At 66.1% G+C, this 22,737-nt stretch carries 19 protein-coding genes and 1 tRNA gene; 5 read left to right on the top strand and 15 right to left on the bottom strand.

The features are described from left to right. Positions 1-2: 2 nt before the first annotated feature. The 5 genes from VIN30_RS09180 to VIN30_RS09160 all read right to left on the bottom strand — a co-directional run bounded on the left by VIN30_RS09180 (position 3) and on the right by VIN30_RS09160 (position 3,983). Positions 3-1,109, bottom strand: coding sequence for a M42 family metallopeptidase (locus tag VIN30_RS09180; protein ID WP_338211037.1), 1,107 nt, complete (start codon positions 1,107-1,109; stop codon positions 3-5). Between the two features lies 1 nt (position 1,110). Continuing rightward, positions 1,111-1,407 (bottom strand): hypothetical protein, encoded by a 297-nt coding sequence (locus tag VIN30_RS09175; RefSeq protein WP_326425841.1) that lies wholly within the window; start codon positions 1,405-1,407, stop codon positions 1,111-1,113. A 126-nt stretch (positions 1,408-1,533) separates the two neighbouring features. Next, positions 1,534-1,608 (bottom strand) — tRNA-Thr (locus VIN30_RS09170). A 333-nt stretch (positions 1,609-1,941) separates the two neighbouring features. Next, on the bottom strand, positions 1,942-2,625 hold the full coding sequence (gene pyrE / locus VIN30_RS09165) for an orotate phosphoribosyltransferase (protein WP_338211035.1): 684 nt from the start codon (positions 2,623-2,625) through the stop codon (positions 1,942-1,944). A 245-nt stretch (positions 2,626-2,870) separates the two neighbouring features. Beyond that, a complete protein-coding gene (locus tag VIN30_RS09160) occupies positions 2,871-3,983 on the bottom strand; it encodes an ATP-binding protein (RefSeq protein ID WP_326425845.1) in 1,113 nt (370 codons plus the stop codon). A 239-nt stretch (positions 3,984-4,222) separates the two neighbouring features. Between VIN30_RS09160 and VIN30_RS09155 the strand changes: the two genes are divergently transcribed. After that, entirely contained in the window at positions 4,223-5,671 is a 1,449-nt protein-coding gene (locus VIN30_RS09155) for a putative DNA modification/repair radical SAM protein (RefSeq protein WP_338211034.1), read from the top strand. Between the two features lie 8 nt (positions 5,672-5,679). After that, the gene (locus tag VIN30_RS09150; RefSeq protein WP_338211032.1) at positions 5,680-6,615 is read left to right on the top strand and encodes a TIGR03915 family putative DNA repair protein; all 936 of its coding nucleotides are present in this window, start codon (positions 5,680-5,682) and stop codon (positions 6,613-6,615) included. Positions 6,616-6,655: 40 nt separating this feature from the next. Here VIN30_RS09150 and VIN30_RS09145 read toward each other — a convergent pair whose 3' ends face one another. Both VIN30_RS09145 and VIN30_RS09140 read right to left on the bottom strand, forming a co-directional pair. Continuing rightward, positions 6,656-7,558 carry a DegV family protein gene (locus VIN30_RS09145; RefSeq protein ID WP_338211030.1) on the bottom strand — a complete coding sequence of 301 codons (903 nt, stop codon included), beginning with the start codon at positions 7,556-7,558 and terminating at the stop codon, positions 6,656-6,658. 297 nt (positions 7,559-7,855) lie between these two features. After that, positions 7,856-9,538 carry an FAD-dependent oxidoreductase gene (locus tag VIN30_RS09140; RefSeq protein WP_326425852.1) on the bottom strand — a complete coding sequence of 561 codons (1,683 nt, stop codon included), beginning with the start codon at positions 9,536-9,538 and terminating at the stop codon, positions 7,856-7,858. 231 nt (positions 9,539-9,769) lie between these two features. On the opposite strand from VIN30_RS09140, the gene VIN30_RS09135 reads away from it, so the two are divergent. Then, on the top strand, positions 9,770-11,224 hold the full coding sequence (locus VIN30_RS09135; RefSeq protein WP_338211027.1) for a helix-turn-helix transcriptional regulator: 1,455 nt from the start codon (positions 9,770-9,772) through the stop codon (positions 11,222-11,224). Positions 11,225-11,279: 55 nt separating this feature from the next. On the opposite strand, the gene VIN30_RS09130 is transcribed toward VIN30_RS09135, so the two are convergent. The 8 genes from VIN30_RS09130 to VIN30_RS09095 form a co-directional block, all read right to left on the bottom strand. Then, positions 11,280-12,152 carry a radical SAM protein gene (locus tag VIN30_RS09130; protein WP_338211025.1) on the bottom strand — a complete coding sequence of 291 codons (873 nt, stop codon included), beginning with the start codon at positions 12,150-12,152 and terminating at the stop codon, positions 11,280-11,282. Between the two features lie 254 nt (positions 12,153-12,406). Then, entirely contained in the window at positions 12,407-13,378 is a 972-nt protein-coding gene (locus tag VIN30_RS09125; protein ID WP_338211024.1) for an NAD(P)-binding domain-containing protein, read from the bottom strand. Next, entirely contained in the window at positions 13,378-14,304 is a 927-nt protein-coding gene (locus VIN30_RS09120) for a DegV family protein (protein WP_326425860.1), read from the bottom strand. The genes VIN30_RS09125 and VIN30_RS09120 overlap by 1 nt, the downstream gene beginning before the upstream one ends. 87 nt (positions 14,305-14,391) lie before the next feature. Further along, a complete protein-coding gene (locus tag VIN30_RS09115) occupies positions 14,392-15,846 on the bottom strand; it encodes a nicotinate phosphoribosyltransferase (protein WP_338211022.1) in 1,455 nt (484 codons plus the stop codon). Continuing rightward, positions 15,847-17,370 carry a PSP1 domain-containing protein gene (locus VIN30_RS09110; RefSeq protein WP_338211020.1) on the bottom strand — a complete coding sequence of 508 codons (1,524 nt, stop codon included), beginning with the start codon at positions 17,368-17,370 and terminating at the stop codon, positions 15,847-15,849. It abuts the gene before it with no gap. Continuing rightward, entirely contained in the window at positions 17,348-18,505 is a 1,158-nt protein-coding gene (locus tag VIN30_RS09105; protein ID WP_338211018.1) for a DNA polymerase III subunit, read from the bottom strand. The genes VIN30_RS09110 and VIN30_RS09105 overlap by 23 nt, the downstream gene beginning before the upstream one ends. Further along, entirely contained in the window at positions 18,498-19,397 is a 900-nt protein-coding gene (gene tmk, locus VIN30_RS09100) for a dTMP kinase (RefSeq protein ID WP_338211017.1), read from the bottom strand. Before tmk ends, VIN30_RS09105 begins: the two co-directional genes overlap by 8 nt. Before the next feature lie 2 nt (positions 19,398-19,399). Continuing rightward, positions 19,400-20,569 carry an NAD(P)-dependent malic enzyme gene (locus VIN30_RS09095; RefSeq protein WP_338211015.1) on the bottom strand — a complete coding sequence of 390 codons (1,170 nt, stop codon included), beginning with the start codon at positions 20,567-20,569 and terminating at the stop codon, positions 19,400-19,402. Between the two features lie 428 nt (positions 20,570-20,997). Here VIN30_RS09095 and VIN30_RS09090 point away from each other — a divergent pair, with 428 nt between their 5' ends. Next, positions 20,998-21,849: a fumarate hydratase gene (locus tag VIN30_RS09090; RefSeq protein ID WP_338211013.1), complete on the top strand. Its 852-nt coding sequence runs from the start codon at positions 20,998-21,000 to the stop codon at positions 21,847-21,849. A 4-nt stretch (positions 21,850-21,853) separates the two neighbouring features. Further along, positions 21,854-22,561, top strand: a complete 708-nt coding sequence (locus VIN30_RS09085) for a FumA C-terminus/TtdB family hydratase beta subunit (protein WP_338211109.1) — start codon at positions 21,854-21,856, stop codon at positions 22,559-22,561. Positions 22,562-22,737 lie beyond the last annotated feature (176 nt).

Here is a 22,737-nt window from a genome sequence, read left to right as displayed (position 1 = left end):
TCCTACGCCTCCTCAACCGGCACGCCGGCCGCCCGATCGCCCAGGCCGGGCACGAAGCTCACGTCGGGGGTAAGGTCGCGGGCAAAGCGCACGATGAGGCGCACGGTGGCCTGCAGGTCGGCCAGGCACACCACCTCGGTGGGCGTGTGCATATAGCGCAGCGGCACCGAGACGAGTCCCGTGGGAATGCCGTCACGAGCCACCTGAATGGCGCGGGCGTCGGTACCAGTCACGGAAGGCTCGGCTTCCAGCTGGTACGGAATGCCCTCGGCCTCGGCCGCCGCCACCAAACGCTCGAACACGATGGGGTTGATATTCGGGCCGCGGGCGATGACCGGGCCCGCTCCGCAGACGATCTTGCCGTACTTGGTCTTATCGATGCCCGGGTAGTCGGTGGCGTGAGTCACGTCGAAGGCCAGGGCCACGTCCGGGTTCACGGCATGGGCGGAGGTCTGCGCGCCGCGGGTGCCGATCTCCTCCTGGGTGGTGGCCACCGCGATGAAGTCGCCCGGAGCGCCGCCCACCTGGGCCAGCTCCTCCATCACGCGGCAGGCGATCCACACGCCGCACTTATCGTCGAAGCACTTCGATACGGCCATGCCGTCGCCGAAGCGCTCGAAACCCACACCGAAGGTGATGGGATCGCCCACCTGCACAAGCTTTTTCACGCGCTTGGGCTTCATGCCCAGATCGATCACCAGACCCGAAAGCGGCGTGACGCTCTTGCGCTCGTCGGGTTCGATGAGGTGAATGGGCTTGCGGCCCACCACGCCGCGCAGCACGCCCGAGGCCGTGTGCACGTCCACGCGCATGCCGGGCAGAATGGCCGCATCCACGCCACCGAGAGAGGCTACCGACAGGAAGCCTTCGTCGGAAATGTAAGTAACCATGAGGCCGATCTCATCCATATGGGCCGCCAGCATGAGCGAGGGGGCGCCCTCGTCGGCGCCGGCCAGCACCGCGCGCACCGATCCCATGGTGTCGGTGGCAATCTCGTCGGCCACATCGGCCAGACGATCGCGCACGAGCGCGGCTGCCGGCTCCTCGAATCCGGTGGGCGAGGGCGTCTCCAGCAGTTGCTTCAGAAACTTCACATGCTTCTTCTTCATATCACCAGTATCCTTTCGAATGCTTCCGCTTGCGCTCGGGCTTGGGCGGACGGAAATCGAGCGCCAGCTGGCCGTCGGTGATCTTCTCCTGCTTGTCGGCAGGGCCGGCGCCCTTGCGCTCCACCTTCTCAATGGTCCACGACACCGCGCCCGCGCCGAACAGCTCCAGCATGCGCAAACGCGCATCGTGGGCATTGGCCTTCGTGCCGGCCCGCGCGTCACTCTCGAACTCGAACAGTCCCCGCTCGCGGTCGTAGGACCCCTTCGGCGACTGGTAGTGGGCGATGTAGGTTGCCATGGGTACTCGAAATCCTTCCCTTCATAGTTCGCCAGCCATTCTAGCACGACCGCCGCAAGCGTCTTCTGCGTATTCGCCCCAACAACGAGAAAGCGGACCGGGACGTTCCCGATCCGCTTGCATTCGTGGAGCCGGCGACAGGAATCGAACCCGCAACCCACTGATTACAAATCAGTTGCTCTACCGTTGAGCCACGCCGGCAATGATCAGTTATTCTACACGTTCCCCTGCCCGAAAACGGGACAAATGAAAACAAAAGGCGAATAACCCCAAAGACCCCGCAGAGGCGCCTCCCGGAATCTGTAGGAGCGGCCCCCGCGCGCCTGCAGCGCCCACAACTCCCACAGCTCTCGTAGGGGCGGGCTTCAGCCCGCCCTTCTCGCACACGGCTGCCGGCCAGCGGAAGGGCTAAAGCCCTCCCCTACGAAGCTGCCTCCGCTGAAGCCCTCCCCTACGAAGCTGCCTCCGCTGAGGCCCTCCCCTACGAAGCCGCCTCCGCCGAAGCGCTCCCCCTACGGGATCGCCCCACAGCGGCTACTCCTTAGCGCCCCACTGCTCGTAGTAGGCGTCGATGGCCGCCGCGATGTCGTCGTCGATGACCACGCGCCCGGCTACCTCATGGTTGTGCAGGCACTCCTTCACCTCGGCCATGGACACGATGGAGGCCACCGGGAAACCGTACTTCGCCTGAATCTCCTTCTGGGCCGTGGTGACGCCGCCCTTTCCCACCTCCATGCGATTCAAAGACACGATGAGCCCGCGCACGTCCACATCGGCCGCCGTCTTCAGGATAGGGTAGGTCTCGTCGATGGATTTGCCCGAGGTGGTCACGTCCTCCACCATGATGACCTTGTCGCCATCGTGCAGCTCGGCACCCAGCAGGTTGCCCGCGTCGGCGCCGTGGTCCTTCACTTCCTTGCGGTTGCAGCAGTACTTCACCTTTTTGCCATAGAGCTCCTCAAGCGCCATGGCCGTGACCACCGCCAGCGGGATGCCCTTGTAGGCCGGCCCGAACACCACGTCGAAATCGAGCCCGAAGTTGTCGTTGATGGCCTGGGCGTAGTACAGACCCAGCCGATGCAGCTGCTCGCCGGTCACGTACGCGCCCGCGTTCATGAAGAACGGCGATTTGCGCCCGCTCTTCAGCGTGAAGTCGCCGAACTTCAGCACGTCGCTTTCCACCATGAACTCAATGAACTCGCGCTTGTAAGCTTCCATGGCCGCCCTTTCGTCCCATGAGGTCCGCCCTCATATTTTCCATGGGGAACATGATACCCGATTCCCCCACCCGTTTCCGCAGAGCCGGCGAAATGGACCCGGAAGATACCGCGCCTACCGCACGCCATCGTAGTGGCCCCCTGCGCGCTAGCTCCACGGCGCCGCCGTAGCAGGCGCCGTCTGCGGTAACGGGACCGGAGACGACCTCGCAGACAAAGCAGTACTTCAGGCAAACGCGTCAGCGCCTACGCAAGATCGCCCTCTTCGACGCGGGTTGCAAGATAGTCGCGGAAGCCGGGCATGTCGAATCGCAAGTAACCGCGTTGCGGCTCCCCGATGATTCCCTGCTCGAGCAAACGGCGGCGGTATTGGGAGGCGTAGTTGCTCTTCACGCCCATGCGCCGGGCCACATCGGCCATGGCGCTCATCTTCTGATCGGGAAGCATCGCCACGAGAAAACGCAGGTCGCCTTTGGAAAGATCGCGGAAGGTGTACTCGAGGATGCCCTCGATCATCTCCTTTTGCGCGCGCGACACGCCCCGGGCGACGTCTTGCGCGCTTATCTCGCGCTCGCCGGGATGCTGGGCCCACATATAATATCCCACGAGCTGCATCATATAGGGGAACCCGTCAATCGCCTCGACGGCAACATCGAGCCCGGCCCCGTCAATGGTTCGGCCCGACTGCTCCACCGTAAGCGCCACCGCCCCGCGAATCTCGCGATCGGGAATGCGCGCCAGCGAATGCTTGCGGGCGCGGCGCAGGAAGGACACGTCCTCGTCGTTCAGCAGCCCGGAAACGCTATGGGGAAGGCCCGCCATGAGCAAAGCGACGTTTCGCCCTTCGCGGACGAAATGCTGGTACACGCGAGCAAGCTGCTTCATCTCCGGAACCGTCGCCTTCACCTCATCGACTGTGATGAGAAGACCGATGCCCTTCTCGCCGAGCTGATCGAGGAGGCGATTCATACGAGTGCGCCAATTCCCCGGATCGCCCGAAGCGTTCTCCCATTCCAACCCTACGAACTGACCAAGCGTGATGCCGCTCAAGTGCTTGCGCTCCAGCGACTCGATAAACTCCCAGGCACCGCTCTCGGCCTGCTGTAATATATCTTCCAACATGCCCTCTGCCGCAGTCGTATTCGCGCAAATCCATCCCTGAGAAGACGCCTCCTCCCCCATAAAAGAGAGGAGCGCCGTCTTTCCCGTCCCGCGAGCGCCCGACACGATGGTGCACAAGTTTGGGTCCCCCAGGCCATGGGCGAAAGCTGCGGAGAGCTCCTCCACAAGTTCTTCTCGACCCGCCATAAACGGCGGAATAATGCCGAACGTCGGCGTAAACGGATTGTTTGCCTGCACAGTTATCCCTTCGAGCAGCAACTATCTACCTGAAGTTTTGCAAACTTTTTCTACTTTTGCAAACTTTTTCTACTTTTGCAAACTTTTTCTACTTTTGCAAATTGATCTGAACTGGTCTTTTAATTCGATGCACGATCTGCACGACCCCATTGACACGCGAACATATATTCGGGTAGTATAGCGTACATTCATTCGGGCGAACAAGTGTGCTCATGCGAATCTGAAACGGAGGGGCAGCGGTGAACGTCATCGAGAAGCTGGAAGTGCTCGCCGATGCAGCGAAGTACGACGTGGCCTGCACCTCCTCGGGCGTTCAACGCGACGGGAAGAAGGGGCAGCTGGGGGCAGCGCAGCAGGCCGGCTGCTGCCACTCGTTCACCCCCGACGGGCGCTGCGTCACGCTGCTGAAGGTGCTCATGACCAACATCTGCGTCCACGACTGCTGCTACTGCGTGAACCGGGCCAGCAACGCTGCCATGCGCCGGGCGGCCTTCACCCCGCGCGAGCTGGCCGACCTCACCATCGGCTTCTACCGGCGCAACTACATCGAGGGGCTTTTCCTGTCGTCGGGCGTGGCGGGCAGCGCCGATGCCACCACCGAGCTCATGGTGGAGGCCCTGCGCATCCTGCGCGAAGAATACGGCTTTCGCGGCTACATCCACGCCAAGGCCATTCCCGGCACCTCCGTCGAGCTCATCGACGCGCTGGGGCGGCTGGCCGATCGCCTCTCGGTGAACATGGAACTGCCGAGCGGGCAGAGCCTGGGGCTGCTGGCCCCCGGCAAGTCGCGCCGCTCCATCCTGGCCCCCATGCGACACATCCACGATTCCATCGCCGAGGATGCGGAATCCCGGTCGCTGGCGAAGAAGCGCACCACGGTGTACCAAACGAAGAAGATCGCCCGCAAGACCCAGGCCTTCGCACCGGCCGGCCAGTCCACCCAGATGATCATCGGCGCCACGCCCGAGAGCGATCACCAAATTCTGAACCTCTCGGCGGCGCTCTACCAGCAGCTGTCGCTCAAGCGCGTCTTCTTCAGCGCGTATTTGCCCGCGGTGGCCCATCCCCTCCTGCCCGCCACCGATGCCGTGCAGCTGAACCGCGAGCACCGCCTGTACCAGGCCGACTGGCTCATGCGCTTCTACGGTTTCAGCGTCGAGGAGATCATCGACGAGGAACACCCTTTCCTGGAACCAGACGTAGACCCGAAGGCGAACTGGGCCTTGAACCACCTGGACTTCTTCCCCGTAGAGGTAAACACCGCGCCTCTGGAGGCACTGTTGCGGGTGCCCGGCATCGGCGTGCGCGGGGCGAAGCTCATCTGCCGCGCGCGCCGCCAGTCCACGCTCGGCGAGGCGGAGTTGCGCCGCCTCGGCATCGCATACAAGCGAGCGCGCTATTTCATCACCATGAACGGTGCCTGGGGAGGCTCCGGCATCGACTTCTCGCGCGATGCCCTGCACGCGCGCCTGGCGGCCCCCATCCAGGGTGGACGCCACGGACGCCGCGCCGACAAGGCAATGGCCGGGCAGATGAGCCTCTTCGAATCGGTTGAGGAGCCGCCCGTATTGCCCGAGGCAACGCCGGCGAACCGTGCGGCGCTCGATGCGGCCTTCGCCGCCCAGCGCAAGGCCCTGGAAGGAACGCAGGCAACCCCGAGCGGCGCGGCACTCCGCTCGGTGGCATAGGGAAGCCCATGGCCTCCTCGAAGACAACCGCCGCCCAGCCGCGCTCCGCAGCTCCCGAAATCTACAGCGAGGTAGCCTACGCCTACGACGGCTCCTTGGAAGGGTTGCTCACCGCCGTCTTCGTCTCGTACGAGCGGCACGAGAAGCCCACCGACGTGGCTCCCGAGGCGCGCCTGCAGCCGCGTCTCGGGCAGCGCGTGGCCGCCATCGAGACCGACCCAGCCAAAGCCGAGCGCGTGCTGCGCGGCGTGAAGCGAACCTGCGGCTGGGCGGCCGCGCTGGCCGTAAAGCGCGCCGCCTGCGCGGACGACCCGGATGCGGGCACCGCGGTCTTTCGTTTCGTGCGCTACGCCATGGACGAGCAGAAGCGCCGCCGCTGCGATCAGTGCCGCAAGCGCCTCTCCTGCAAGGGCCGCGGCGGCGTGGGCCCCTGCCCCAAGCAACGCGGGCGCGCCTTCTCGGACATCACGCATCCGGCCGTGGAGCACCTCTTCCGCATCGCGCGCGCCGTGAGCCAGGAATGCGAGCATATGCGCCAGTTCGCGCGCTTCCAGCACCTGCGCGGCGATGGGGCCGACCTGTGGTTTGCGCGCGTGAACCCGAAGGCCTCGGTGGTGCCGCTTATCATGGCGCACTTTGTAGAGCGCATGGGCGACGCGCCCTTCATCATCTACGACGAGGTGCACGAGCTGGCCGGCGTCTACGACGGGGGCGAGTGGTATCTGGTGAGCACTCACGGCAACGGCGACTTGCAGCGCGCCCTTCCCCGCGACAGCACCGACGAGGCCCTGTACGCCGAAGCCTGGCGCACCTTCTACCGCAGCGTGTCCATCGACGCTCGCTACAACCCCGAGCTACGCCGCCAGTTCATGCCGAAGCGTTTCTGGAAGAACCTCACCGAACTGCAGGAATCCCCCGCCGCCCTGCGTGCGACAGCGCGTTGAGCGCAGGCGGCCGCCCGCAGGCTCCCCAGCCCACGCCGAGTTACAAACTGAACACCAGCTCGCTTGCCGAGGCCGTCAGTTTGCCGGGCACGGGGCGCTCGCACTCATAGGCCAGTCCCAGAGCCGGTCCCACATGCACGCCGATGACCGGGCTCACGGGCAACACCTCCACCGCGCGTCCCGCCACCGGTTCCACCGCATCGCGGGCCCAGGCCAGGGCGGGTGCCGCCGAGCCGATGTAGTGCACCACCACGCGTTTCAGCCCGCAAGCGTCGATATCGTCCTTGAAGGTGTCCACCATGCGCGCCAGCGTCTTCTTCCACGTGCGCACTTTGGCGAGCGTCGCCGTTTCCCAATCGGCCACGGTCAGCACGGGCGATATCTGCAACAGGCCGCCGAGCAGCGCCGAGGCGCCCCCGATGCGGCCCCCGGCCTTCAAAAACGCCAGGCTCTCCGGCGCGAAGATGAAGCGCGACGACGCCACGGCATCGGTGACCGCCCGGGCGCATTCCCCCAGCGTGGCCCCCGCATCGCGCGCATCGGCAGCATCCAGCACGGCGAACATCTCGTCGCCGCAATTCGAAGTGGAATCCACCAGCGTGCAATGGAAGTGCCCGAAGCGTTCCTTCACAGCCCGGGCAGCGCGCACGGCCCCCTCGAACGTACCCGACATCTTCGACGACATGAACACGCCCAGCACCTCGTCGCGGGCCTCGGCGGCGCGCTCGAATATCGTTTCCAACGCATGCTGAGAGGGCTGACTCGAAGTGGGTGGATTATCGATCATGTCTGCAATATCCTCGTAAAAGGCCTCCACGTCCATATCGGCCTCACGATACTCGCGCCCCTCGCGGCTCACGTACAGCGACACCACTTCGATGTCGCGCGCCCGCACCACCTCGGCGGGAATGGAAGCGACGGAATCGGTGACGATCTTGACCACAACGTCTCCTCTCGAACATCAGGCCCGCCCGCACCGGCGCGCGGGCGAAAGTTTCCGCCCATGCTACACCATGGAACCCCCGGAAACCCCCGCGGCCTCGTTTGTTCACCCAGCGGTCAACGGAAACCGACGGCCGTCCCCCCCTCACAGTCATCTCCCTTCGCCCGGCCCATGCGGCGCACCGCGACCCTCTTGCCGGCCGAGCATCCTCCGCACATATTTCCACCCCTGCACAGCGAGGCGCCCCGCCGGGGAGGACGACGGGGCGCCTGCAAGAGGGAGGGCGAAGAAGCCCGGCTATTTGGCCGCGAGAGCCTTGCCGATCATGCGCGCGAAGGTGATCGAGCGGCCGCAGCAATTGCCCGTGGACATATTCGGGTAGGTGCCGGCATAGTAGGAACCCGAATCCACACCCGCCACGTAGAGCCCTTCAATAGGCTCGCACGCCTCGTTCAGGGCCTGGAACTGCTCGTTGATAGTGATGCCGTCCAGCGTGCAGAGCATATAGCCCGACGTGCGCACGCCATAGAAAGGAGCCTTGCGAATCGGCGAGAGGCGGAAGGCCTCCTTGCCAAAGTCGGGGTCCACCTGGTTATCGTAGTTCTCGTTTTGGCGCTCCACCGTCTTCTTCAAGTTCTCGGCCGGAATGCCCAGGCCTTCCGCCAACTCCTCGATGGTATCGGCCTTCACGATGAACCCGTCCTCCAGCAACGCCTCGTTCATGCCGATCACCGTCTCCAGGGTGATATTGGTCGGCGCGCCATTCTCGAACGGCAGGAAGCGGGCGCAGCCATGCACGTCAAACTGCTCGATATAGCGCTCGTAGTCGGAATCCCAAATATTGACGAAGGTGTTGTGCGGCTGGCTCAGGGCGGCGTTGAGAACGTAGTCGTACGGGGACGATTCGTTAATGAAGCGCTCCCCGTTCAGGTTCACCTTCAGCCAGGGATTCGACCCCATCCAGAACAACTCGCCCTGCGCATCGTAGCTCTGCACCTGGTCGGGCTTGATCGCAACACGGTCGAACACCATGGCCGTGTGCACATCATCCATGCGCGCACCGGCCCACAGGCACGCCTTGATGCCGTCGCCCGTCGTACCAGGCACCGCGATGTTGGCGGCATACTTGCGCATTGTTTGCGGCTGCAGCGCCTCCAGCATCTCCTCGTTATGGGCATAGCCGCCGGTGCACACCACCGTTCCCTTGGATGCCAGCACCTTCACATAACCCTCGGGACCCTTGGCAAACGCACCCTTGACGGCGCCGTCTTCCACAACCAGCTTCACCATAGGCGTGCTGAAGAGAAATTCCACGCCCTGGGACGTCGCGTAATCGCCCAGAACAATCTTCCCGTTCACCACATCGGTCAGGCCAGAGCTCTCCGCATCAGCCGGCCAACTGGGAATATGTCCCGTTGCCCAATGCTTGAAGTACGTCGGAGTGGCGTTATTGGCTGCCTCGAAGAACAGCTGGAAGCCAGCTTCCTCCACACGGTCCTGATACCAGTCGACCGCCTCGCCAGAGTTCTGCGCCCAGATATGGTAAAGCTTCGGGTTCACATAGCCGGTGGCGTAGCGCATGAGGTCATTGCATATCTCGTTCTCATCGATCTCGCAGCCAGCCTCCCGTTGCAGGCGACTGTTGAGCGAACCCAGGTTGTCGCGCACGCCGCCGCCGATACTGCCCTTCTCCAGGCAAACCACGCGAGCACCGTTCTCGGCCGCCGCGCACGCGGCAAACAGACCCGAGGTTCCCGCGCCGCACACAAGCACGTCGGTCTCGATCACCTCGACAACATCCTCATCGGCAATCGGGGGCTCCTCGCCCAGCCATGCATCCTGAGCGCCCGTATCCGACAGTTCCTCTGCAACCGGCGAGGCGCTCGGCGCGCATCCTGCGCAAGCCGCCCCCGCAACCGCTGCAGCGGCGCCCAAGCCGAAAAAGGCGCGTCGGCTCATAGCCAAAGACTCGTTCATCATGATATCCCCTTCCTCGTGGATTTTCGTTGCCCCCACCGCCCCACCGGCGATGGCCGACAAGGGCAATCTTAGACACGAGAGCTGAAAAACACGTCATATCACCCAGGCGAAACACCTCATACAACTCGGGTGATTTCCTCATCTTCTCCCCGCTCAAGGCCTCATATTGGTAAAATGGTTCGGCGCCGCACCGACCGCTGCGCGAAAAAGGGAGCACAGGGAGGGGGAACTGTGAACGAGCGCGAAAACGACCGCATCGATCTGTTCGTGTTGCGCATTCTCATCTTCGCGTCCATCTTCGCCAGCAACTGGCTGCTCAACTCCAGCGCCTTTCCCCTCTTCGATCCGGTTTTCGCCTGGACCCGCGAGCTCAGCGCGATCCTCGGCGGAGCCACGCTCACGGCGGTGGCTATCGTCTCTTACTGGAAGCCAAAGCCGTTTACGGGACGCGCCCTTGTTGTTGCCGGCATCGCATCCCTCGGAGTGGGCGCCCTTCTCATGGCCATCGGTCTCGCCCTCGCGGCTCCCCCGGTACTCATCGCGGGCGCATCGGCCATAACCATCGGACTGAGCATCGCCGAGATAGTCGGTTGCCTCGGCTGCCTCGACATGGGCATGAAGAAACTGTGCCTCGGCGTGAGCGTCGCCTACGTACTCTCGTTTGCGTTTCGCAGCGTCTTCGCCACCCTGCCAACCGTTTCGAACATGATCCTGCTCTGTCTTCTGCCCCTCGCAACCATCCTGCTTGCCAACCGCAGGGCACGTCCCGTGCTCGACGCGGCATCAAGCCAGGAAAGCGCCGCCAATCTCGCGCTCACCTCGCCCTCGTCGTTCCTGCCCTTCTCCCACCAGCTGTTCGCGACACTGCTCGCTTTCCGCATGCTCTGCGGGTTCACCTTCCGCTTCGGCGAGGTGGAGGCAACACCGCTCCTGGCCCTGGGCGCCCTCATTCCGCTCGTGTTGCTCGTAGGCGTCGCCTGCTTCAAGACGACTGCGCTGTCGCCCGACACCCTGTTCCAGGCATCCATCTTATGCTCCTCGGCAGGGCTGCTCCTCCTGTTCATAGCCCCTTCCGCACTGCCGGTCTTCGCCGATCGCGGCGATCTCTCGAACACGCTGCTCGCCTGCGGCACCGGCCTGTTCGAGATCCTGATGTACTACGTGCTTATCGCCCTGGCATCGCGCAACCATCCCAGTGCCCTGCCCATTCTTGCCTGGGGCGCGGCCATGAGCTCGTGGGGAACGCTCATCGGAGCGAATCTGGGGCGCATCGCCAATCTTTCCAGCGTTAACCCTGCCGCTTCTTCAGGAGCCATCGTCCTGGCGTTGTTCGCCATCATCGCTTACGTCGTCATCGTCCAGCGAGGGTTCAGCTTTTCCGGCACTATCCGCAACTTGGAGCCCCTCCGACCGTCCATCGTTTTGGAATCGCCCTCGGGAGAGACGTTCTCGCTCGAGGAGCGCTGCCGGGAAATGAGCGAAGCCTGCGGCCTCACGGCGCGGGAGGCCGAAGTGTTCGGATACCTGGCACGTGGGCGCAATGTACGGTTCATCGAGGAAGAGCTCGTAGTGTCCTACAACACGGTAAAGACCCACGTAAGTCACATTTACGCCAAACTGGGCGTACATTCCCACCAAGAGCTCATTAACCTCGTGGAGCAGGGCGACGCGCCCCGAGCCCGATAATCGGCCGGACACGAAGCCCAGCGAGACGACCGAGCCGGCACGGGGCCGGCGGTGCCTACACTCCCGTAAAGTCGAAGGAGGGAATGAAGCTCTCGACAGCGGCGCCACCCTCTTGCCAGAAGTAGTCCTCCACGCCCAGCGCATCGGCGAAATCAAGCAGCTCCTCGTACGCAGCGTCGGGCACCGTGCACGCCAGCTCGGGGCATGCCGCAAGCGCCGCGGCCGCCCGGGAATTCCCCGCCTCAGCCGCCGAGGCCAGCACAGGCGTGTACTGGTTCATAAGCGAGAGGCGCACCGCATTGCCGAAACGCTCGTGCACCAGGCGCACCACGGCCTTCGAGTCCTCCAACGCGCCGGGCAGCATCAGGTGGCGCACCACGACACCGGACACCAGGCGCTCCTGGCCGCGATAAGTGTCGTAGCGCGGCTCGCCAACCGCCTGAACCATGGCCTCCAGGGCCGCCAGAGCCTCTGCGGGGTAGTCGGGCGCATGGGAGTAGCGCCGCGCAAGGGCTGCGTCGGCATACTTGAAGTCGGTCAGATAGGCATCCACCGTGCCGGCATTCCCCCGCACGGCCTCCACGGTCTCGTAGCCGCCCGTGTTCCACAGCACCGGCAACGCCATGCCCGCCGCCCGAGCTGCCGCTACGGCCGCGCGAATCTGCGGCGCGTAGTGGGTGGGCGTCACGCAGTTGATGTTCAGGGCACCGGCCGCCTGAAGCTCGCCCATGATAGCAGCGAGGCGCTCCACGGTGATCTCGCGGGCATGCTCGCCGAGGGCGATATCGGCGTTCTGGCAGTACACGCAACGCAGGGGGCAGCCGGCGAAGAAGATGGTGCCGCTGCCGTCCTCGCCGGAAATCGGCGGCTCCTCCCAGAAATGCAGGGCCGCCCGGGCCACCATCAGACGATCGTCGGCTCCGCACACCCCGCGCTCCCCCGCCGCCCGATCCGCCCCGCACCGCCGGGGACACAGGCTGCATTCTTCTTTACTATTCACCGGAATCACAGGCCGTTCGCAACATCGCGCACAAAGGAAACGGCAATACATAGAGGGGGTGCGGGATGCCTTGACCGAGCGAGTTCCGCAGCGAACGGGAATGTCCAGCGGACATTCCCGCAGAGCGAGGACTGTTTGAGCGAATCAAGGTATCCCGCACCCCCGGCCCCGAGGACTCGCAGCTAGTTGGCAGAGAAGTCGAAGCCATCGTAGTCCGACGGGTCGTTCCAGTCGGCATCGTCGTAGCCACCCCAGTCGTCATCGTCGTCGTGGTCGTGATCGTGATGATGGCCACCGCCGTAGGCCTGCTCGGCACGGGTCCAGTCGAGCCCGGCCGCCGCGCCCGCCTCCTCGTCGCGGTACACCAGCGCCAACGCTGCCGGGGCCATGTCGGCGCCGCCGATAACCGCCAAAAGCTCCAGCAGGTGCATCGTGGCCTCCACGCCCGGCAGAATCACCTCGGCGTCGTCGGCGGCCATCAGCGCCGCCGAAAGCTCGGCCAGAAGCATCTCGGCCGTATAGGCGCCCGTAAAGCGTTCCTGACGCACGGCCTGCACCACCGGATCGGCGCTCACCGGGCTGAAAAGCGGCATCTGGTCGGCATCCAAAGCACCCACCGAGCGGGCCGCCGCATCGTCCAGGGCCACGGCCTCGATGGCGCTCACCAGCGCCGCCGCCAAGGGCAGCGTGCGCGTGTTGCGCATCAGCTGGGCGCGCCCGGGAGCGCCCACTTCCACCACCTCGCCGAAGATGGCACCCAACAGGGCACGCACCTCAGCAGTCAGTTCCGACTCGGAGGCCACCGGCCCCAGAAGGTTCTCGCGACAGAAGGCCTCGGGTGCCACCAGCGAGCGCACCGTGAGCGGGGCCTCCACCATCACCAGGTCGTTCACCGTGGCCACGGCGTTTATCTCGCGGGCGAAGTTCGGCGTGGTGGCCGACAGGTCTACCAACGTGCAGCCCGGTGCCACGCTGGTCACCAGGCCGTCGTCGCCGAAATACAGGTCCTCCAACGCCGAGGCCGACGTGCAGAAGGTGATCACGATATCGGCCGAGGTAGCATCGGACGCGCGCACGAAGCCGGCATCGGCCAGGCGCCCCTCCACCGCGGCGATGAACGTGGGCGCACCCACGTAGGCGTATGAGGTCGCCATTACTTCTCTCCCTTCACCTTGCGGGCGATGCGGTCGGCCACCGATAGGTTGTCGCGCTTGTCGTGGCCCCAGAACACCACGGCCAGCATTTCGGGCCCCACATGGCTGCCGATAACCGGGCCGATGCTGCATTCCAGCACGAGCAGGTTCGGGTCCTCCTTCAGCAGGGCCTCCTTCAAGCGCGCCGCGTCCTTGGGGCAGTCGGCGTGGCCGATGACGGCCGCATGGGTGGGACCGGCCGGATCCACGTTCTTCTTGTAGTACTCCACCAGCTGCTTGATGCCCTTCTTGCGGCCGCGAGCCACGCCGGTCAGCGCCAGCTTGCCGTCCTCGCCGATGACGAGCAGCGGCTTCACATCCAGCGCCGCGCCCGCCACGGCCACCGAAGCCGGAATGCGGCCGCCCCGGCGCAGGGCGCCCAGGTCGTCCACCATGAACTCCTCGTTCACGAAGCAGCGGGCCTCCTCGGCCCAGGCGGCCAGCTCGGCGGCGCTCATGCCCTTCTCCAGCTGCTCCAGCGCCCCGTACACCAAAAGGCCCTCGGCCACGCTGGCAAGGTGCGTGTCAACCAGGTAGAACTCGAAATCGGGATACGCGGCCAGCACCTGGTCGCGCACCACGCAGGCCGCGTCGAAGGTGGCGGAAAGCCCGCTCGAGAACGCCAGATACACGCAGGGCGTGCCTTGCTGGGCCGCCGCGGTGAACGTCTCGGTCAGCGTCTGCAGCGCCACTTGCGCGGTGCTCGGCTCGGAGCCCTTGCGCATGGCGTTGTAGAAGTCCTCCGCCGAGGCGCTCTCGAACAGATCGTCCTCGAAGGTGCCCCCGTCCATCATGTAGGGGAACTTCATCAGCGTGACCCCCTCGCGCTGCACGAGCCGCGCGGGCAGATCGCAGCACGAGTCGATAATCAGATGACAGTTGGCCATGAAAGCCCCTTTCCGACGGCTCGGCGCCGTCCTCGCACGGAAACGCCGGCACCGGCCGCACGGCCACGTGCCCGGCACCCGCAGGTTCTACACGATGCCGCGCAGCTCGGCCACCAGGGCCCGGCGACGGTCGTTCAGCCCCAACTCCAAACCAACGGGGTAGGTGTGGGGGTTCAGCATGCGCAGCTGGGTTTCGTCCAGCGTATCCAATCCGGCAAACGCGCGCTCGCGGGCGGCCATGGCGTTGCGGAACTGAGGCTCCAGCACCACGCGCCCGCCACGAGATAGCGGCGCCAGCAGCGTCTCGAAGCGCAGGCCCGCCAGCTTCTTCTGGCGCAGATCGTCCATGGGGTCCACAATCACCTCGCGTCCGTCGGGCTGGAAGTTCACGTCGAACACCATGTCGCCGGCTACCCGACCGTCCGCGTGGTAGTAGCGGCGCACATCCAGCACGCCGGGGGTGGTCAGCTTCGCGGCCGACTCGGATATCTTCAGGCGCATCTCCCAGGGCGCGTTGGCGGCCGAGCGCACGGCGGCCAGCTTGTACACACCGCCCAGGGTGGGCTGGTCGTAGGCGCTCGCCAGCTTGGTGCCCACGCCGAACGAGGCCACCTCGGCCCCCTCGTCCAGCATCGATTGGATGGTGTACTCGTCCAGATCGTTCGACAGCACGATGCCGCAGTCGGAAAGCCCCGCCGCATCCAGCATCCGCCGGGCCATCTTGGAAAGCCACGACAGGTCGCCCGAGTCGATGCGAATGCCCGCGAGCCGCTCGCCGCGCTCGCGCATCTCCAGCCCCACGGTGATAGCGTTCTCGATGCCCCGCTCTACATCGTAGGTGTCCACCAGAAGCACGCAGTTGTTCGGGAAGACGCGCGCGTACTCGCGGAAGGCCGTCAGCTCGTCGTCGAAGGACATCACCCAGGAGTGGGCGTGGGTGCCCGACACGGGAATGTCGAACAGGCGCCCGGCCAGCACGTCGGAAGTGGAGGCGCAGCCGCCCACCACCGCCGCGCGGCTCGCCCACACCCCTCCTAGGCCCTGGGCACGGCGCAGGCCGAACTCGGCCACGGGACGCCCCTTAGCCGCCCGCACCACGCGCGCCGCCTTGGTGGCGATGAGCGTCTGAAAGTTCACCATGTTCAAAAGCGCCGTCTCGATGAGCTGGCATTGCATGATGGGACCCGTCACGCGCACGATGGGCTCGTGGGGAAACACGATGGTGCCCTCGGGCACCGCGTCGATATCGACGGTCAGGCGCAGATCGCGCAGGTAGTCCAGAAAGCGCGCGTCGAACAGCGGGCCGCCGCCCGGTGCCTGAAGGCCGGCCAGATAGGCGATGTCCTCGTCGCTGAAGCGGAACTGGTCCACCAGATCGGCCAGCTGGGCCATACCGCAGGCCACCGCGTAGCCCCCTTTGAAGGGGTAGTCGCGGAAGTACATGGTGAAGCAGGCCTCCTCGTCGGTCTTGCCCGCATCCCAGTAGCCCTGGGCCATGGTGATCTGGTACAGATCGGTTAAAAGCGCGTAGTCCACGTTCATCTACTCGGCTCCTCCCTGGGCGGTCGGCTGACCGCCGCCCGTGCCTCCGCCGTCGCCCTTGGGCTTGCGGCTGCGCCGACGCCGCCGGGGCTTGCGCGGGGCCTCGCCGTCCTTGTTCGCGGGGGCGCCGCCCTCGGCGCGGTCGGGACGGCCGGCGGCCAGGCCCGACGACTTCTGCCCCGGACGCGCACCGCCGCGCGGCTTGCCGGCACCGGTCCCCGATGCGCCCTTCGCGCCCGCGCCCTTGCCGTCCTTGGAGCGGCTCTGCCCCTGCGATCCGCACGCACCCTGCTCGCCGCCGCGGGAGGCGCCGTCCTTCGACCGGCGGCTGCGCCGCGGCTTGGGGGCCGTCGTGTCGCCGGCGCTCTCGTCGCGCGAGGTGGACACGCGTTCCAAACCGTGCCCGTCATCGCCGGCGGAAAGCTTCGTGGAGCGGCGGCGCTTGCGCGGGGGCGCGGCCGGAGCGGCGGCCTGATCGCCGCGGCCGCCCGAGCGCTTGGAGCGCCCGCGGTCGGACGACGATCCCTTCGACCGACGGCCCTCGCCGGCCTTGCGGCCGCCACCGGTATGGCGCACCTTCGCGCCCTCGGCCAGCTTGTCCGAGCCGGTGAACTGGCTCGTGGAGAAGATGAGCGACTCGCCCGGCAGCGCGCCGTGCTCGGTGGTGGCCCGCTCCCAGGCCTCCTCGCCCACCGTGTTGGGGCGCGCCGCGCCCTCGGGGGCCGGGTCGAAATCGGCCAGGGGCACCTTCACGGGCTTCTCGCCCTCCACCTTCAGCGACACGATCTCGCGGGGCACGTCGTGATCGACCACCTTGGCCGGACCGGCCGGCGTGGTCACCGTGCCGTTCAGCTTGGGCGCGCGGCCCTTGAAGTCCTTGTAGGCATCGAACTCGTAGCGCAAACAGCACATGAGGCGCCCGCACAGACCCGAGATCTTCTGCGGGTTCAGCGACAGCCCCTGCTCCTTGGCCATGCGGATGGACACCGGGCAGAACTCGCCGCCCAAACGCTTGCAGCACAGCTCCTGGCCGCAGTGGCCCACGCCTCCCACCATGCGCGCCTCGTCGCGCACGCCGATCTGGCGCATGTCGATGCGCACGTGGAAGCGGCTCGCCAGCTTGCGCACCAGCTCGCGGAAGTCGATGCGCTCCTCGGCCTCGAAGTAGAACACGGCCTTGTCGCCGTCCAGCAGAAACTCCACCGACACGGGGTGCATGTCCTCGTGGGCCTCGCGCGCCATCTCCTTGAAGACGGGCAGCGCCTCGCGGGACTTCTCCTCCATCTCGCGGGCGCGCTCCACATCCTCCTCGGTGGCGATGCGCTCCACGGGGCGCAGGGCGCTCTTCAAGGCGCGCACCTGCTCTTCCGACACCTCGATCACCTCGCTGGCGGCAATGCCGAACTCGGTGCCGCGGGCGGTGCGCACCACCACGGGATCGTCTTTCGCAATCTCCAAGTCGCCGGGATCGAACCACAGCGTGCGGGGATTGAAGGTCAAGTTAATCGGTGCTACCCGAACCATGTAAAACCTCTCTTACGTCGAACAGCAACGCATCGATGCACGTTTCTGGGGATACATTATAGGCAAGGGCCTGCTCGCAGTCGTCCACCTTCGCCACGGCGCGGGACAGGCGGGCCGCATCGGCTCCGGAAAACCGCGCCGTCAGCGTTTCCGCGATATCGCGGTTGATAACCAGATCGGGGGCGCCGGCGGCCACCATCAGGCCGTCGCGCAGCCACGACCGCACGAGCGAGGTGGTCTGGCGCAGGTACTCGGTGGTCTTGGCCGACAGCTGGCGCTTGTTGCGGGCCTCAATCTGGCGAATGGCCGACTTCGCCAGAAAGTCGGCGTTCTCGGCCAGCTCGGCCTCCTGGGAGGCGCGCACGGCATCCAGCGGGGCCTTCGAGGCCTCCACGATGCCGCGGGCCATCTCGATCACATCCCAATCGTCGGCGCAGTCCAGGCGCGCCAGCGACTCGAACAGCCGCGTGCGGAACGCCAGTCGCTCATTGTCGGGCGCCTGAAGGAAGGCCACGGCCCCGGTGATGGAGCCGCCGCAGGCCTCGATGGCGGCGCGGGCGGCCTCGGCGCGCACACCGGTGTTCTGGGATACGATACCGGCAGCCTCGGACGCCGGAATATGCCGAAAGGGCACCACCTGGCACCGCGACACGATGGTGGGCAGCACGGCCTCGCGCGTGCGGGCGAGCAAGATGAGCACCACGTCGTCGGCCGGTTCCTCCAAGGTCTTCAGGAAGGCGTTGGCAGCGCTCGCGCCCAGCTGGTCCACCCGATCGAGGATGTATATCTTGCGGTCGGCCTGAATAGGCGCCATGGCGGTGTCGGCCACAATCTCGCGCACCTGCTCCACCAGATATCCGCTGGCGCCGGCCGGGGCGAAGTAGCGAACGTCGGGGTGCTTGCGACGCATCACGCGGTCGCAGCGGTTGCAATCGCCGCACATGCCGCCGCGCGGCCCCTTGGGGCCTTTGGGGCACATGAGCGCCTGGGCCAGGGCGTAGGCCGCCAGGGTCTTGTTGGAGCCGGCCGGCCCCACGAACAGGTAGGCCTGGGTCACACGCTCGGACACCACCGAGGCGCGCAAGAACTCGCGTACCTTCGGCTGCCCCAATATGTTTTCGAAGGAATCAGCCACGATGCTCCCCCTTCTTGACGCTCTTGGAGGACTTCCCGGCACCGCGCTTGCCGTCTGCAGCACCGCGCGCGCCTTTGCCGCCGCGGGGCCCCTTCGAGGACCCGCCGCCGCGCGCGCCCTTGCCGCCGCGGCCGCGCTTGCGGGCGTTCTTGCGTTTGCGCTCACGTTCCCGCTCGCGGCGCTTCTCGTCCATCACCTGCGACACCAGCGCGTCCAGATACTCGCCGTCGGTCAGGGCCTCGGCCGCCTCGGGCAGCACCGGGACCAACTCGGCCAGCACCGCGCGGAAGGTATCCACCCGCTGCAGCTGGGAACTCACCGTGCGCACGCGCTCCGGCTCGGCAGCCGCCAGGGCCGCGAAGCCCTCGGCCACTCGACGATGGAACGCATCGCCTGCCTGCTCCAGGCGGTCGGCCCCGGCGCGACGCCCCATGCGCGAGCGCACCGCGGCCTCGGGGGCCACCAGCAGCACGGTGACATCGGGCACCAGGCCATCGCAGGCAAAGCGGTTCGCCGCATCGATGAAAGCGCCGTCCAAGCCGCGCCCGGCCCCCTGGTAGGCCACCGTGGAATCGTAGAAACGGTCGCACAGCACCACCGCGCCGCGCGCGAGTGCCGGGCGTATCACCTCGTCCACGATCTGCGCCCGGGCCGCCTCGTAGATGAGCAGCTCGGCCCGGTCGCTCATGGCCCCGTGGGCCGGATCGAGCACCACACGACGCAGGGCCTCGCCAACAGCCGTGCCGCCAGGCTCGCGCAGGCGCAGCACCTCGCGGCCGCGATCTTCCAGGAACCGCGCGAGAAAGCGGATCTGGGTCGATTTCCCCGCGCCGTCGCCACCTTCGAAGGTGACGAACAGCCCGCGCTGATTGTCCGAGAGAGCCTGCGGCACGGCTAGTCCTCCGCGCGCTCGGCCTCGGCGCAGGCGCGCACGGCGGCGGCCACGGCGTCGGCCACCCGCGCGTCGAAGGGGTCGGGCATGATGAAGTCCTCGGCCAGCTCCTCATCGGACACCAGGTCGGCCAGCGCCTGGGCGGCGGCCAGCTTCATGGGCTCGGTAATGCGCTCGGCACGGGCCTCAAGGGCTCCCTTGAAAATGCCCGGGAAGGCGATGACGTTGTTCACCTGGTTCGGGAAATCCGAACGGCCCGTGCCCACCACACGCGCGCCGGCGGCCTTCGCCTCGTCGGGAAAAATCTCGGGAGTGGGGTTGGCCATGGCGAACACGATGGCATCGTCGGCCATGGAGGCCACCATCTCGCCGGTGATGACCCCGGGGGCCGACACGCCCACCACGATGTCGGCACCGGTCATGGCGTCGGCCAACGTACCCTGCCTATCGTCCAGGTTCGTCACCGCCAGCATGGCGCGCTGGGCGTCGTTCAGGCCCTCATAGGCCGAGCTCACGATGCCGAAGCGGTCGCACATGGTCACGTTCGCGAAGCCGTAGGCCAGCATGAGCTTGGCAATGGCGATGCCCGCCGAGCCCGCGCCGTTCACCACCACGCGCACGTCGGCGGCGCTCTTGCCCGTCAGGCGCAGGGCGTTGATGAGCCCCGACAGCACCACGATGGCGGTGCCGTGCTGGTCGTCATGGAAGACGGGGATGTCCAGCGCGTCGTTCAAGCGCGCCTCTATTTCGAAGCAGCGGGGGGCGGCGATGTCCTCCAGGTTGATGCCGCCGAAAGCCGGGGCGATGCGGATGACCGTCTCGACGATCTCGTCGACATCCTGGGTGTCCAGGCAGATGGGGAAGGCGTCCACACCGCCGAACTGCTTGAACAGCACGGCCTTGCCCTCCATGACCGGCATGGCGGCCTCGGGACCGATGTTGCCCAAACCCAGCACCGCGCTGCCATCGGACACCACGGCCACGGTGTTGCCCTTCAGGGTGTAGTCGTAGGCCGCCTCCGGGTTCTGGGCGATCACCTTGCAGGGCTCGGCCACGCCGGGCGTGTAGGCCACGGCCAAGTCGTGGCGCGTGGCAATGTCCATCTTCGGGTCGAAGGCGATCTTGCCCTTCCATTCCGCATGCTTCGCAAGCGCTTCGGCGGCGATATCCATAGGTTCCAAATCCTTAGAACGAATCTCCTCGGTAACCTGCCTATTGTACCCCAACGGGCCCCGCTCGGAGCCATTGCGCACAAGCTACACGCACAAGCGGGCCACGAAGTCGATGCACGCCGTCACGTCTCCCATCCAACCCACACCCTCGCTCAAAGCCTGATGCCGTTGCCCAATTTCTTTGAGATTCTGCCATTCAAATTGCGTTTGTTAGCATTGGGCGAATTCCCAACGCCCCTGAATCGATTCATTTGGCCGTCAAAGAGCCCATTTCGGCGAATTTCCCCTCCGTTTTTCCTTTTTCGCGCACTTTTGAGCCTAACAAACGCAATTTCGCCGACAATAATCAGCAGCAGTTGGGAAATCAGCCAGCGGCACACCTCCAATGAAGGCCGCGCCGACGCTGATAGCAAAATAGGAGGAACCCCGTGACCCAAGAGCTCAACGCGCAAGTCGTCACCGAGGCAGTCTATAGCGCCATCCGCCACAGCGCCGTCACGCTGCGGCCCGATTTCCGCCGCGCCGTGGAAGGCGCCCGCGCCCAAACCGAGCCCGCAAGCCGGGCCGCCGGGGTGCTCGACCGCATTCTGGAGAACGCGCGCATCGCCGAAGCTGATGGCGTACCGCTCTGCCAGGACACCGGCAGCGTATGGGTGTGCTTGGAAGTCGGCGAGCAGCTGGCCGTGCCCGGCAACATCTTCAGCAGTGTGGACGACGCCGTGGCCCGCGCCTACACCGACGGGCGGCTGCGCATGTCGCTTGTGCGCGACGCCCTGTTCGACCGCGCGAACACCGGCGACAACACGCCGGCCTTCTGCGAACTGAAGCTCGTGCCCGGCGCGGGGGCAACCCTGCACGTGCTGCTGAAAGGCGGAGGCTCGGACAACGCCTCCCGCGTGGTCATGCTGCCGCCGGGGGCGGGTGCGGCCGGCGTGCGCCAGGTCGTGCTCGATTGCGTGCGCGAGAAGGCGGCCAACGCCTGCCCGCCGCTCGTCATCGGCCTGGGCGTGGGCGCCACCTTCGACAAGGTGGCCGGCCTCGCCAAGCACGCGCTGTTGCGCGAAGTGGGAAGCGCCGCGGCCAGCGCCGAGGCGGCCGCCTTCGAGGAGGAGCTGCTCGCCGAGGTGAACGCCCTCGGCATCGGGCCGGCGGCCCTGGGCGGCGCGCCCACCGCGCTCGCGGTGCACCTGGAGACGGCCCCCTGCCACATCGCCGCTTTGCCCGTAGCCGTGAACATGGGCTGCTGCGCCATGCGCAGCGCCTCCGTGAGGCTTATATAGCGGGCTGCCCCCTCGCGGCAGCCCGAGCAACGCGGCCCGCAGCCCCGAGCGAGCTCACCCGTATCATCCCAAGCGAGCCATCCCCCCCCGTCACCCCGAGCGAGCGGAGCGAGTCGAAGGACCTCCCCGCCACCCGAAGCATCATTCGAAAGGAAACCCCATGGCGAAAACCGTGTCCCTCACCCTGCCGCTTTCGCGGGAAGACGTCGCGAATCTGGAAGCCGGCGACGAGGTGCTGCTCTCGGGCCCCGTGTACACCATGCGCGACGCCGGCCACGAGCGCGCGCTGCAATGTCTGGAAGACACCGGGCGCCTCCCCTTCAATTTGGAAGGCGCCACCCTCTTCTACGCCGGTCCCACGCCGGCCGCCGCCGGACGCCCCTTGGGCTCGGTCGGCCCCACCACCGCCAGTCGCATGGACTTCGCCACGCCCCAGCTGTTCGCGGCCGGCATCGTGGCCGCTATCGGCAAGGGCAAGCGCAGCCCCGAGGTCGTGCAGGCCTGCAAGGAAACCGGCAGCGTCTACCTCTGCACCGTCGGCGGCATCGCCGCACTTCTGGCCAAGGCCGTCACCGCAAGCGAGATGATCGGCTGGGAAGACCTCGGCACCGAGGCCCTGCGCAAGCTCGAGCTGAAAGACTTCCCCGCTTACGTCGCCGTGGACACGAAGGGCCGCGACCTCTATCGCCAGATAGAGCAAGCCGCTCACTAGGGCCCAACAAAGGCAACCACGCAAGAAGCGCTCGGAGGTGCCTGCTCGCAGCCCTCTGAGCGCCCCGCGAAGAACGCGATTGCTAAGAAATAGCCCCACGCCAGCAGCAAGCGTGCTGGGATGGGGCTATCTTATGTGCGTCATCTCCGCTATTTCTTTGATCGCGTTCGCAGCGG

This window comes from Adlercreutzia wanghongyangiae, from assembly GCF_035989245.1.
GTDB lineage: Bacteria > Actinomycetota > Coriobacteriia > Coriobacteriales > Eggerthellaceae > Adlercreutzia > Adlercreutzia wanghongyangiae.
Note: the sequence above shows the minus strand (reverse complement) of the source record. Positions and strands in the feature narration are given on the sequence as shown.